Here is a 13,690-nt window from a genome sequence, read left to right as displayed (position 1 = left end):
ATCAGCGTTTAGCCAATTCTTCATTCAATAGTTTGTTTACAATCCCAGGGTTAGCTTGCCCTTTAGTCGCCTTCATAATTTGCCCTACTAAGAATCCGATTGCTCGGTCTTTTCCATTTTTAAAGTCTTCAATCGATTGAGGGTTTTTATCCAATACTTCATTGACCATTGGAATCAGTTTTGCCGGGTCGCTTAATTGGATCCAGCCATTTTTTTCAACAACTGCTTGCGCGTCTCCGCCTTTACTGATTAGTTCTTGGAAGACTTTTTTAGCAATTTTTGAACTGATCGTTCCATCCGCAATTAATTGAATCATACCGGTCAAGTTTTCTGGCGTTAATTGTGTATCATGCAATTCCATTTTTTCACTGTTCAAATAAGCTGACACTTCTCCCATTAACCAGTTAGAAGCTTGTTTTGCATCTGCTCCATTTGCTAGCATGGCTTCGAAGAAATCAGACATTTCTTTTGTTGCTGTCATGACCATGGCATCATAATCTGATAATCCCAATTCTTCTACATAACGAGCACGACGTTCATGCGGCATTTCAGGGATAGTCGCTTTTACCCGCTCGATCCAGTCTTCGCTAATCGTCAAATTAGGCAGGTCTGGTTCTGGGAAGTAACGGTAATCATCTGATCCTTCTTTAACCCGCATTAAAATAGTTGCGCCGGTTGCTTCGTCGTAACGACGTGTTTCTTGTTCAATGATTCCGCCTGAAAGCAAGACTTTTTCTTGACGTGATTGTTCAAACATCAATCCACGACGGACATAATTAAATGAATTCAAGTTTTTTAATTCGGCTTTCGTACCAAATGCTTCTTGTCCGATCGGGCGAAGCGAAATATTGGCATCACATCGCATCGAACCTTCTTCCATTTTCACATCACTGACACCCGTGTATTGAACCACTTGTTTCAGTGCATCCAGGTAAGCATAAGCTTCTTCAGGTGAACGCATATCTGCTTCTGAAACAATTTCAATCAATGGCGTTCCTTGTCGATTTAAGTCAACATAAGAGTAGCCGTCTGTTCCGTGATTGTTTTTTCCAGCGTCTTCTTCTAAATGAACACGTTCGATCCGAATGCGTTTTGTTTTGCCTTCAACTTCGATATCGATCCAGCCGTCATGGCCGATCGGCTTATCAAATTGAGAAATTTGGTAAGCTTTAGGATTGTCAGGATAAAAATAGTTTTTACGATCAAATTTAGTATCTGTAGAGATCGCACAATTTAGAGCCATAGCCGCTTTCATGGCAAATTCGACTGCTTGTTTATTGATGACTGGCAAAACGCCTGGGTATCCCCAGTCGATCACATTCGTGTTGGTATTTGGTTCTGCACCAAAGTGAGCCGGAGCTGGTGAGAACATTTTTGATTCGGTTTTTAATTCTACGTGGACTTCTAGTCCAATCACTGTTTCAAAATTCATTGTTATTCTCGCCTCCTACAGATTTGGTTTTTCTTTATGGAAATCAGTTGCTTGTTCAAAAGCATAAGCCGCTTGATAAATCGTTTGTTCATCAAAGTGGTTGGCAATCAATTGCAAGCCGACTGGTAAGCCATTTGAGAAACCAGCAGGAATTGAGATTGCTGGAACACCAGCTAAGTTTACAGGAACAGTTAAAATGTCGCTTAGATACATGGCTACAGGGTCATGGACTTGTCCGCCAATATCAAAAGCAGTCGTTGTCGTTGTTGGTCCCAAGATCAAATCATATTCTTCAAATACTTTTTCAAAGTCTTGCAGAATAAGCGTCCGTGCTTGGCCGGCTTTTTTAAAGTGAGCGTCATAAAAACCAGAACTCAATGAGAAGGTTCCCAGCATAATACGGCGTTTCACTTCCATGCCGAATCCTTCCGAACGTGATTTCACATAAACTTCCTCTAGTGTTTTAGCTTCCGGTGAACGGTAACCATAACGGATTCCGTCAAACCGTTGCAAATTAGAAGAGGCTTCAGAAGACGCAATGATGTAATAAGCCGGCACACCGTATTTTGAATGCGGTAAACTAACTTCTTCAACAATCGCTCCCAATTCTTTAAATGTCTCAATGGCTTTAAGAACTGCTTCTTTCACGCCTGCTTCTAAGCCTTCTTGTAAGTATTCTTTTGGTACACCGATTTTCATTCCTTTTACGCCATCTTCAATACCCGCTGTAAAATCTGGCACAGGTTCTGGATAGCTCATCGAGTCTTTTTCATCGTGTCCGCTGATCGCATTCAATACCAATGCATTGTCTTTAACAGAACGAGTCAATGGTCCGATTTGATCTAAACTAGAAGCAAAGGCAATCAACCCAAAGCGCGATACGCGTCCGTATGTTGGTTTCATTCCAACGATTCCGTTGAACGCTGCGGGTTGACGAATAGAACCGCCTGTATCTGTTCCTAAGGTCATCGGTACTTGTCCGGCAGCCACTGCAGCTGCTGATCCGCCTGAAGAACCGCCTGGGACTTTAGCGAGATTCCAAGGATTACGAGTAACTTTGAAATGAGACCGTTCAGTACTTCCGCCCATTGCAAATTCATCCATGTTCAATTTACCAACTGAAATCATTCCTGAATCTTTCACTTTTTCCATTACAGTTGCATCGTAAACAGGAAGAAAGTCTTCCAACATTTTGCTGGCTGCTGTAGTGATTGTTCCTTCTGTAACAATATTGTCTTTGATACCGATCGGCAGTCCAGATAACACATTATCAGGGTCAATACCGGCTGCATCCATTTGACGAGCTTTTTCTAACGCTTCGTCGCGCGTTAATGTGATAAATGCGCCGACTTTATCTTCTGTCTCCGCAATACGTGCATAAACGGCTTCCATGATTGCTTCAGCAGTTGTTTCTTTATTCACTAGTAAATCATGTAATTCTTCTAATGTATGGTCTAATAAATTCATTTATGCGCCAGCCTCCCCGTTGTCTATCATTGCCGGAACTTGAATCAAGCCGTCTTTTTCCATTTTAACGTTTTTGAAGAGTTCTTTGCGGTCCATACCAGGAATGGCTTTATCTTCGCGCATAACGCTGGATATTTTCAGCCCATGAGTAGTTACCGGCACATCTTTCGTATCTAGCTCCTCTAATTGTTCAACCATTTTTATAATAGCGTCTAATTGTTTAGTAAAGCCAGTAATTTCTTCTTCTTGAAATTCTAACTTAGATAACAAAGCTACGTGTTTGATTTCTTCTTCGCTAATATTAGCCATATAGGTTTCACTCTCTTTCTGTCTATCATTCTATTGCAAGCTCTTTTTCTATTCTACCATAAAGTCAGCTCCGCCTCTATATGAAACGGAAGACCTCCGTTTATAAATAGAAAAAGGCTTAGCTGACTTTTGTAGGTATTGTCTAATTTCGGTTCTTCATTTTCTAGCATTGGTAAGAAAATTTTCTCCGGACTACGGGGTTGCTTGTGGAAAGCCATGGGACCTTTTTGAGCCGAACGAGAGTACTCCGCATCCTGTTAGTTAAGCTACGAACAACAGCTTCTCGAGAAAAAGATAAAAGTATTTGAAATCAAAGATTTCTTCAACTTTTTCTATTTTCTTATCGAAGCTAAACGTTGTTCTTCGCATCCTGTTTTTAGTTGAGCTGCGTACTCTAGCTCTTCGGAAAATAGACAAAATTGTCCTCAAGGCTTTTAGCCTTTTGCGGGAATTTTTCTAATTTTCTGTCAGAGCTGAACGAGAGTACTCCGCATCCTGTTTTTAGTTGAGCTACGTGACTCAGACACTTGGCAATTTAGATAACTTTCAGCAATGCGCGGAATGCTCTTGCTTGAAAAGTTCCTAAAATTGCTGTGTGTCTATCAGGGTCACTCTGCATCCTATTTTAATTAAATACGTGGGTGTAGAAGCTGGTTTCGCCTGCTTTTCTTGCTAGGAACGATTCGGTTCCGTTAATCGATCCAATCGTAATTTCGATTGGGATATTAGGCGGCAAGAAAGTAGTCGCTTTATCCGCAACATGTTGAGTAAAGCTAATGATTTCACTTTCACCATAAAATTGAGTAATGATATTTACTTTCATTTTAATCAGCTGGTCATCGGTATAGTAAGCTTCTGCCGTCACTCCGCTTAGATTAGGGAAGAAGTTTTCCACTTCTGCTTTAAAATTCTCAAAGTTGGTCAATTCATTACTTGTTTCTTCTGCTAGTGGAAAGATCACTTTTTTCTCTTTGATTGTATTCCAGTCGCCAACTTTGGTATTGCCATTTTCACTAATGGCTTCTGCAATAAAAGTTCCGCCAGCTAAACTATCTTTAGGAGATTGTTCGAAAATACCAACTGTAATGGGAACATCTCCCACTCCTTCAGTCTCTCTTAAATGCTGCACAATTTTATCTGCCATGGCTTTTCCTTGTTTCAGTAATTCTTCATGACTGATTTTTGTTTCAAAGTCTGCACCAAATTCAACTTTTTGATAATAATCGATCGTATTCATAGCTAAACCGATGCTAATACCGCCTAATTTAAAGTTATTATCTGTTTTTACCATATAATCCTGTTCTAAAACTGAATTCAAATAGTAAGGATTGCGTTCATCTGGTTCTTTTTTGCCATTATCTTCAGGGTTTAACCCATCTGGATTGTCTTTACTGACTCGTTTCAACCAGTTATTAATTGTTTTAGAATCAATGTACTGTCCTTCTTGAAAATAATATTTATCAGTAGAAAAGTGTTTTTGGGACAGATTCATCAGCCCAACTTCAAAGGCTTTTAAGTTGAAATTTGAGTTCAGTCCTAATGTCGCTCCTCTTGATTTACTTGTTAAGTAACTGCCATCGGTTACCACAGCTTTATAATACTCTTCAGATAATTGATGTTTAGTTGCAGTAGTTTTACTGTCTTTTGCAGTTGTATCTGCAGGAGTATCTGTTGTGCTTCCACCAGTAGGATCACTACAGGCACTCAGCAAAAAAATACCCGCTGCCATTAGTGCAATGATTTTTTTGTTCATGCTTCTTCTCCTTCTAACGCTGCTAATAATTGGTCTTCATTCCAAACGGTGATGCCCAAATCTTGGGCTTTAATTAACTTACTGCCCGCTTCTTCACCAGCAACGACTAAATCTGTTTTTTTAGAAACACTGCCTGTGACTTTCCCGCCTAGATTTTCAATACGTTCTTTTGCCTCTTCACGTGTAAACTGTGTCAATTTACCGGTCAGCACGATAGTTTTAGTATTGAAATACGAATCAATGGAAGCTACTTCGGCTTTTTTAGGTCCTAGATAAGTAAGGTTAACTTGTCGATCGCGTAACTCATTCACCAATTCAGCCACTTCAGGCAAAGCAAAATAAGTAACCACACTTTCAGCAATAATTTCTCCAATGCCTTCAATTGCCGTAATCTCTTCTTGTTGAGCCTGTTGTATTTTTTCAATAGTTTCAAATTGTTCTGCAATCAATCTGGCTGCTTTCGATCCGACATGTCGGATACCTAAACCAAAAATCAAGCGTTCCAAAGAATTTTCTCGGCTGGCATCAATAGCTGCCAACAAATTATTCGCAGACTTGTCTTTGATTTTATCCAATGTAATGAGTTGATCGTACGTTAGTTTATACAAATCAGCTACATCTTGTACTAAGTGTTTTTCGAATAATTGAATGATGACTTTAGGCCCCATACCATCAATATTCATGGCATTTCTTGAAGCAAAATGAGTCAATCCTTCAGTAATTTGAGCTGGGCATTTTGGGTTGATGCAGCGCAAGGCCACTTCTTCTTCTAAATGGACTAATTCGCTGTCACATACTGGGCAATGAGTCGGGATGTTGTAAGGCTGGCTGTCAGCTGGTCTTTCTTCCAAGATGACTCGTGTTACTTCAGGAATAATATCGCCAGCTTTATGCACCACAACAGTATCGAGCAATCGAATATCCCGTTCTTGAATGAGATCGACATTATGCAAACTAGCTCGCTGTACGGTTGTTCCAGCTAATTGGACAGGATCCATGATTGCTGTCGGAGTAACTACACCCGTTCTTCCAATGGTCCATTCGATATCACGTACAACAGTATGGCCTTCTTCTGCTGGAAACTTATAAGCAATGGCCCAGCGCGGCGCTTTTACCGTAAAACCAATATCTGCTTGTGTATCAAATTCATTGACTTTAATCACGATACCGTCAATTTCATAAGGCAACTGAGCTCTTTTATCATGGAAAGCTTGAACGTAAGCCCATACTTCTTCAATCGTATCAAATACTTTACGTTCGTGGTTGGTCCGCAATCCTAATTCGTCCAGTTGATTCAAAGCCGTTTCTTGACTATCTGCCGTCATTTCTCCAAAATCAGCTACTGTATATAAAAAAGTATTTAAATTTCGTTTGGCCGTTTCTTTAGCATCTAAATTCCGCAAACCACCGGCTGCGGCGTTTCTTGGATTAGCAAAGACGGCTTCACCATTTTCCTCTCGTTCTTTGTTTAAGGCTAAAAAAGAAGCTTTCGGCATGTAACATTCTCCGCGGACTTCAATGTTATATGGCTTTTTCAACCGCAGTGGAACCGATTTGACGGTGCGAATATTTTGTGTGACGTTTTCTCCAACTGTTCCGTCTCCGCGTGTAGCTGCCAATACTAATTTGCCAGCTTCGTATTTCAGTGAAATAGCTAAACCGTCAATTTTTAATTCGCAAATGTAATGAATCTTTTTGTCAGTCAGTTTTCTGATTCGTTTATCGAATTCCAATAAATCTCCTTCATTGAAAGCATTGCCTAAACTCAGCATTGGGATTTCATGGATTACTTTCTCAAATCCAGGTAATATGGTTCCCCCGACTCGTTGTGTGGGAGAATCGTTTGAAACCAAAGCTGGGAATTCTTCTTCCCATTCGACTAATTCATGATAGAGCTTATCATAGTCAGAATCGGAAATTGTGGGATTATCTTGAACATAATATTGGTAACTATAGGTGTCAAGTAAATCTCTTAATTCACTGACACGTATTTTAGCTTCTTCAAAAGTATGTTGAACTGTCATTTGAAAACCCCTTTCTTTTTTAAAACTAATGTAATTCAGTTTAGTCTTACGATTTTAATATTAGCAAGAGTGCTTTGCATCCTGTTAGTTGAGCTGCGTGACCCAGTTTCTCGTCAATTTAGATAACTTTCAGCAATGCGCAGGATGCTCTTGCTTGAAAAATTCCTAAAATTGCTGTGTGCCTAACGGGGTCACTCCGCATCCTGTTAGTTGAGCTGCGTGCTCTAGCTCTTCGGAAAATAGACGGAATTGTCCTCAAGGCTGTTAGCCTTTTGCGGGAATTCCCCTAATTTTCTGTCAGAGCTGGGCGAGACCACTCCGCATCCTGGTGTTGAGCTGCGTGCTCTAGCTCTTCGGAAAATAGACGGAATTGTCCTCAAGGCTGTTAGCCTTTTGCGGGAATTCCCCTAATTTTCTGTCAGAGCTGGGCGAGACCACTCCGCATCCTGGTTTACGCATCCTATACTTTTTCGATTGGGGCGAATGCGGCTAGTAGTCGTTTGACGCCTTGTTCTTTGAAGGCTATGTCGAGTTGGAGGTTCGTTGCATCTCCGGTTACTCTGACAACTGTACCAAGACCCCATTTTTTGTGCATGGCTTTATCGCCGACTGTCCATTCTAACTTATCTGCTCCGCTTTCAACTTTATTGCTAGCAGGTGCTTGATAAGGCGTGCTGACTGCTTTTTCTGTTTGTCTGTTGCGGTAAGTACTGGTTGGGCTCGCTGAACGGCCAAAAGGCAGGTTGTTTCCAGTTTGTTCGTTGCCCAATTCCATGATTTCTTCTGTAATTTCTCTAATGAAACGAGAAGCTTGGTTGCTTTGAGTGCGTCCATATAAGACCCGTGAGTAAGCATTGGTCACATATAACTTTTGCTCCGCACGAGTGATGCCAACATAGGCCAAACGACGCTCTTCTTCTAAATCGTCCTCTTCCATCATTGAACGGGATAAAGGGAAGATTCCTTCTTCTAAGCCGATTAAAAAGACCACTGGAAATTCTAATCCCTTAGCCGCATGCAACGTCATTAAAGTCACTTCGCTTTGCGGTTCTTCTTCAATATTATCCAAATCAGAAATCAACGCCAGATCGGTCAAGAAGGTCAACAAGCTTTTATCCTCACTGTTGTCTTTTTCAAATTGTTGCGTAACGGACAAGAACTCTTTGATATTCTCTACACGTGTTTCTGCTTCGAGGGTTCGTTCAGCTTCTAAGCTTTCCAAATATCCGCTGCGCTCCAACGTTTCTTCAACTAATTTTGTCACTGGTAAAAATTCTTGCATTTTTTGTAAATCACGTAGCATAAAAGCAAAAGCTTCCAGTTCTTTAGCTGCTTTGCCAGTGATATTCGTGATCGATACGTTTAACGCGGTTTCTAATAAAGACCATTCATACTGATTAGCAAATACTCTTAATTTTTCAATTGTTCCCGGTCCAATGCCGCGTTTAGGAGTGTTGACTACCCGTTCAAAACTCATATTGTCTTCAGGATTGGCAATCAACCGCAAGTAAGCTAATACATCGCGTATTTCTTTTCGGTCATAGAACTTGTGCCCGCCGACCATTTTATAAGGAATATTTGATTTCAATAAGCTTTCTTCTATGACACGGGATTGAGCATTGGTTCGGTACAATACAGCAAAATCACCATAATTGTAGTTGTTTGTTTTCATTTCTTCTAACATTTTAGAAACGACATAGCGGGATTCATCGCCTTCTGATTGACCGCGGTAGTACGTTATTTTTTCGCCGTCATCATTGTCGGTCCATAATTTTTTGACTTTCCGTTTGGTATTGTTGGCAATGACATCATTCGCAGCTTTTAAAATAAATTTTGTCGAACGGTAATTTTGTTCTAACATAACCACTTTGGCATCTGGATAATCATTTTCAAAATCTAAGATGTTGTTCATATTTGCTCCACGCCAACCGTAAATACTTTGATCGGCATCTCCCACAACACACAAGTTTTTAAACCGTTTAGCCATCATATTGACCAATGTGTATTGGGCCGTATTGGTATCTTGGTACTCATCTACATGAATATAGTGGAATTTATTTTGATAATAATGCAAAGTTTCTTCGCTTTCTTCAAATAACCGGATCGTCAGCATGATCAAATCATCAAAATCAACAGACTGATTGCGACGCAATTCACGTTGATAATCGTCGTAACAATCGGCTACGATTTTTTCAAAAAAACTATTAGCTGTTTTCCGATAGTCTTCTGCGGTCATCAGTTCATTTTTGGCATTGCTGATCTCAGACAGAATCGCCCGAGGATTGTATTTTTTAGGATCAATATTTCGTTCTTTTAAAATTCGTTTCATCAATGTTTGCTGGTCTCCTGGATCGCTGATCGTAAAAGCCCGATTGTATCCAATCCGGTCAATATCGCGGCGCAGCATTCGCACACACATGGAGTGAAAAGTAGAAACCCATACATCATCTCCGCCAGCTTCCATTAAGCGTCCAACCCGTTCTTTCATTTCTTTAGCGGCTTTATTCGTAAATGTGATTGCTAAAATATTCCAAGGGTTTACCCCTTTTTCTTTAATTAAATAAGCAATGCGGTGCGTTAAAACACGCGTCTTTCCACTGCCTGCTCCTGCCATAATTAAAAGAGGACCCTCCGTATAGGCAACGGCTTCTTTTTGATCTGGATTCATTCCGTCTAATAACTTGTTTTGTACTGCCAAAGCTTGTCCATCCTCTCTTTATATCAAACCATATATTAACTATTCTTTCTGCTTTTTGCTCTTCCCCATTCTATCAAATAGGTTTAAACTTTTGCATAAGTTTTCATGTGCCATTTTACCATAGATTTGCTCAAAACGAGAAGCTTATGAAAAGATTCAAATATGAAAAGTGGGACAAGCCCGCTCTGACTCGAAAGAAATTTAGGAAATCGTGCCCTGAATGAGCATCGCAGAGCGCAATTGCTAGGAGCCTTCCAGCTTTAGCTGGTTACGTTGAATAGTATAAAGCTCGCACAGCGAGACTTTAGGCCCTTATTTATCTAATTTCCGAGAGGCAGGCTTATTCCGTTAGACATCGAATGCAAAAAACTATAATACCTTACTCTAAGAAAAATTTAAGCTCTTCCCTTTTTTAAACAAAAAACTGAGACAAGAACGCCGCAACGGTTCTTGTCTCAAAAAGTAATTTTTTTCGGTTGCCGGTTTGTTTCCTTTAATCGCTATAGTTGTGAATAATACTGAGCGACAACTGATTGATTAAAATGCGGATCTCCTTACGAGCTAAAGCATATTCGCCTGCTTTTACGTATTCTGTTATTTTTCCATAATGGTGTGACCGAATATCGCGGTTTTTACGCATGATTGCGCGGTACATTGGATTACTTTGAATTTGCAATTCACGCACCGTATCCATCACAGCTGAAACAGAATAGTGATTTTTGCTAAAAGACAACAGCTCATAAATAAACTGTGTTTCTAATTGAAGAAATTCTTTTTCTGTTTTGTTACTGCTTTTTTTTAATTCGGCTACAGTTTTTTCCATCCTTTGTTCATTGATGGTGATTTCTTTGATTTGTAAGCAATGCAGGTAATGAACCAGAATCAATTCAATAAATTCCAACCGTTCTTGTACTCCACGTGAATCGATAGCCTGTTCTTTAATTTTTGCACCTTTATAAGGTTCAATTTCCAAGTACCCTTCTTCCTGCAGGCGTTGGAAAGCTTGACGAATTGGGGTTCGGCTGATTTTTAATTCTTTCGACAAGTGTTGTTCTGTAATATGAGTTTGTGGCAGCCATTGTCTAGCATCGATTTGTTCTTTTATGTAGTAATAAGCTGTCTTTTCTAAGTTTTTCGGTTTTGGCATATCTTTTTTCCACCTGCTGTAAATTAATTTTGCTCTCTGCTGTCTGACTAGAAAGATAGCCTACTCATCCTTCAGCCCCATTGATTATAGAACCTTTCTTTCCTTTTTTCCAACTATTTTTTCTATTAGTCAGAACCTATGGCGCTAAATCAGTCAGCTCTCTTTTTTCTTCAGTATTCGGTTACCGTCTTTCTTTAGCTTTTATCCACAGTGTTTTTCTTTCTGGCAAAGGCCATTCGCTGACAAATGCAGCCCCTAAAATAAAGATACCGCCAACTAATTGCATAAACGACATTTTTTCATTTAAAAACAAAGCAGAAATGAAAACAGCTGAAATCGGATCAATATAGCTTAAAATCGCAACCGTCTGCCCTTTTAAGTCCTGCATAGCAGAGAAATAAAAAGTATAGCCTATCCCTGTATGCACTATCCCTAAAATCAAAAGATACGGGAGTGAATGGGTTGGAATATGAAACAATTCGCTGCCTTCAGTCAACATTACATACGGCAGCAAAACGGCTGATGCAACAGCTAATTGGATCATTGTGCTTTCTAATCCTGATAGGCCCTTTAAGAATTTGTTCAACAGGATCAAACTAGCATAAAAAGCTGCTGCACCAATGCCATATAAAATACCTAGTGGATGATTGTATTCCCCGCTAATGACTGGGCTTTTTCCCACAATCAAATACATGCCGATTAAAGCCAGCAAGATACAGCCTACTTTCACTGCGGTTAACTTTTCTTTCAATACAACAGGAGAAACAAGCAGCACAAAAAGCGGAGCAAAATAGTAGCTTAATGTTGCATTTGACAGCGTTGTATAGCGATAGGATTCAAATAACAAAATCCAATTCAAACCAATCGCAGCTCCAGAAAAAAAGAGAATCTTGGCATTCTGTTTGAGGCTGTTCCATGAAATCTTATCTTTTTTGCTGATCAACACGATCAGTAAAAACAGGCTGCCTAACAAGCCACGGTAAAAAGCGATTCCGCTTGAGGCTAAAGGAATTTGTTTGACGAACAAGCCAACTGTTCCAAATATCAGCATCGCTAAGATCACTTTCACTTTTGCTTTTCTCATTTATCTATCTCCTCGTTTGGCAATGACTTCTAATGAAAAGAGAGATGACAAGTCTACCATGCAGGTTTCCTATGCTATCTCTTATAAAAGTGCTTTTTTAATTACAAGAAGGAAATTTCAAAAAGAACATTAATAATTTGGACAAACTTCTGTTGATCTGTGCTTAGTTTGTCCATAAAGGCCATTCGCGGGACAAACTTCTGCTGATCTGGGCTTAGTTTGTCCATAAAGGCCATTCGCAGGACAAACTTCTGCTAATTAGGACTTAGTTTGTCCATAAAGGCCATTCGCGGGACAAACTTCTGCTGATTAGGGCTTAGTTTGTCCATAAAGGCCATTCGCAGGACAAACTTCTGCTAATCTAGGCTTAGTTTGTCCATAACAGTCCTTCGCGGGACAAACTTCTGTTGATTAGAACTTAGTTTGTCCATAAAGACCATAGATCAGGTCAGAGCTGGTCGAGGGCGCTCCGCATCCTGATTTATAGTCCGACTCGGTTGAAGATTTCGTCGACGTTTTTCAAATGGTAGTTGTAGTCAAATGCATCATCCAGTTCTTCTAGTGTCAAATGAGACATAATCTCGCTGTCTCCTTCTATTAAATCACGGAATGGAATATGGCTTTCCCATGAAATAGCTGTTTTTGGTTGGACTAAATCATAAGATTTTTCGCGGCTCAATCCTTTATCAATCAATTTTAGCAGTACGCGTTGACTATAAATCAACCCGTAAGTGGCATCCATATTGTGTTTCATATTTTCCGGAAAAACAGTCAAATTCTTCATAATGTTTCCAAAACGATTTAAGATATAATCTAGTAAAATCGTTGTATCTGGAAAAATAATCCGTTCTGCTGAAGAATGAGAAATATCGCGTTCATGCCATAAAACAACGTTATCGTATGCCGTGAGCATGTGTCCTCTGATCACACGCGCTAATCCAGTAACGTTTTCGGAACCGATCGGGTTACGCTTGTGCGGCATAGCGGAAGAACCTTTTTGGCCTTTGGCAAAGTATTCTTCTACCTCACGCGTTTCTGACTTTTGCAACCCGCGGATTTCTGTGGCGAATTTTTCAATGCTGGTAGCAATCAATGCCAATGTCGCCATATATTCTGCATGCAAATCACGAGGTAAGACTTGCGTAGAGATCTCTTGCGGACGAGTGCCAAGTTTTTCACAGACATACTTTTCAACAGCAGTTGGAATATTAGCGAACGTGCCTACTGCTCCGCTGATTTTGCCGGCTTCTACGCCTGCTGCCGCATGTTCAAACCGTTCGATGTTGCGTTTCATCTCAGAATACCAAAGCGCCAACTTCAATCCAAACGTTGTCGGTTCAGCATGAACTCCATGTGTCCGACCCATCATCACGGTATATTTATACTCTTTTGCTTTTTCTCCCAAAATTTCTAAAAAGTTTGTCAAGTCTTGTCGCAATACAGCATTCACTTGTTTTAGTTGGTACCCGTAAGCTGTATCTACCACATCCGTACTCGTTAACCCATAATGGATCCATTTCCGTTCTTCGCCAAGTGTTTCAGAAACTGCTCGAGTAAACGCCACTACGTCATGACGCGTTTCTTCTTCAATTTCCAAAATACGTTGGACATTAAAACTAGCCTGTTCGCGTATTTTTTTTGCGTCTGATTTAGGAATATCACCCAATTCTGCCCATGCTTCAACAGCTAATATTTCTACTTCCAACCAAGTATTGTAGCGATTTTCATCCGTCCAAATTTTTCCCATTTCTGGTCTTGTATACCGTTCAATCATTT

Annotated in this window: 9 protein-coding genes; all 9 read right to left on the bottom strand. The window is 40.1% G+C overall.

Annotated features, from left to right (window positions below; translation table 11 throughout):
- Position 1: 1 nt before the first annotated feature.
- Positions 2–1,432, bottom strand: coding sequence for an Asp-tRNA(Asn)/Glu-tRNA(Gln) amidotransferase subunit GatB (gatB, locus tag BR87_RS11875; protein ID WP_035032539.1), 1,431 nt, complete (start codon positions 1,430–1,432; stop codon positions 2–4).
- Between the two features lie 15 nt (positions 1,433–1,447).
- Positions 1,448–2,899 carry an Asp-tRNA(Asn)/Glu-tRNA(Gln) amidotransferase subunit GatA gene (gatA, locus tag BR87_RS11870; RefSeq protein ID WP_035032536.1) on the bottom strand — a complete coding sequence of 484 codons (1,452 nt, stop codon included), beginning with the start codon at positions 2,897–2,899 and terminating at the stop codon, positions 1,448–1,450.
- The gene (gene gatC / locus BR87_RS11865; protein ID WP_035032534.1) at positions 2,900–3,208 is read right to left on the bottom strand and encodes an Asp-tRNA(Asn)/Glu-tRNA(Gln) amidotransferase subunit GatC; all 309 of its coding nucleotides are present in this window, start codon (positions 3,206–3,208) and stop codon (positions 2,900–2,902) included.
- 625 nt (positions 3,209–3,833) lie between these two features.
- The gene (locus BR87_RS11860; RefSeq protein ID WP_035032532.1) at positions 3,834–4,961 is read right to left on the bottom strand and encodes a CamS family sex pheromone protein; all 1,128 of its coding nucleotides are present in this window, start codon (positions 4,959–4,961) and stop codon (positions 3,834–3,836) included.
- Positions 4,958–6,985, bottom strand: a complete 2,028-nt coding sequence (gene ligA / locus BR87_RS11855) for an NAD-dependent DNA ligase LigA (protein ID WP_035032530.1) — start codon at positions 6,983–6,985, stop codon at positions 4,958–4,960. Before ligA ends, BR87_RS11860 begins: the two co-directional genes overlap by 4 nt.
- Positions 6,986–7,445: 460 nt before the next feature.
- The gene (gene pcrA / locus BR87_RS11850; RefSeq protein WP_156959120.1) at positions 7,446–9,683 is read right to left on the bottom strand and encodes a DNA helicase PcrA; all 2,238 of its coding nucleotides are present in this window, start codon (positions 9,681–9,683) and stop codon (positions 7,446–7,448) included.
- 493 nt (positions 9,684–10,176) lie between these two features.
- Entirely contained in the window at positions 10,177–10,830 is a 654-nt protein-coding gene (locus BR87_RS11845) for a GntR family transcriptional regulator (RefSeq protein WP_035032528.1), read from the bottom strand.
- A 181-nt stretch (positions 10,831–11,011) separates the two neighbouring features.
- A complete protein-coding gene (locus BR87_RS11840; RefSeq protein WP_035032526.1) occupies positions 11,012–11,914 on the bottom strand; it encodes a DMT family transporter in 903 nt (300 codons plus the stop codon).
- A 481-nt stretch (positions 11,915–12,395) separates the two neighbouring features.
- On the bottom strand, positions 12,396–13,688 hold the full coding sequence (purB, locus tag BR87_RS11835; RefSeq protein WP_035032523.1) for an adenylosuccinate lyase: 1,293 nt from the start codon (positions 13,686–13,688) through the stop codon (positions 12,396–12,398).
- Positions 13,689–13,690: the final 2 nt, after the last annotated feature.

Source organism: Carnobacterium mobile DSM 4848 (genome assembly GCF_000744825.1).
Classification (GTDB): domain Bacteria; phylum Bacillota; class Bacilli; order Lactobacillales; family Carnobacteriaceae; genus Carnobacterium_A; species Carnobacterium_A mobile.
Note: the sequence above shows the minus strand (reverse complement) of the source record. Positions and strands in the feature narration are given on the sequence as shown.

Coding starts and splice junctions, on each gene's coding strand:
- BR87_RS11860 (WP_035032532.1), bottom strand. CDS start 4,961: ATGAACAAAAAAATCATTGCACTAATGGCAGCGGGTATTTTTTTGCTG.
- purB (WP_035032523.1), bottom strand. CDS start 13,688: ATGATTGAACGGTATACAAGACCAGAAATGGGAAAAATTTGGACGGAT.
- ligA (WP_035032530.1), bottom strand. CDS start 6,985: ATGACAGTTCAACATACTTTTGAAGAAGCTAAAATACGTGTCAGTGAA.
- gatB (WP_035032539.1), bottom strand. CDS start 1,432: ATGAATTTTGAAACAGTGATTGGACTAGAAGTCCACGTAGAATTAAAA.
- BR87_RS11845 (WP_035032528.1), bottom strand. CDS start 10,830: ATGCCAAAACCGAAAAACTTAGAAAAGACAGCTTATTACTACATAAAA.
- BR87_RS11840 (WP_035032526.1), bottom strand. CDS start 11,914: ATGAGAAAAGCAAAAGTGAAAGTGATCTTAGCGATGCTGATATTTGGA.
- gatC (WP_035032534.1), bottom strand. CDS start 3,208: ATGGCTAATATTAGCGAAGAAGAAATCAAACACGTAGCTTTGTTATCT.
- gatA (WP_035032536.1), bottom strand. CDS start 2,899: ATGAATTTATTAGACCATACATTAGAAGAATTACATGATTTACTAGTG.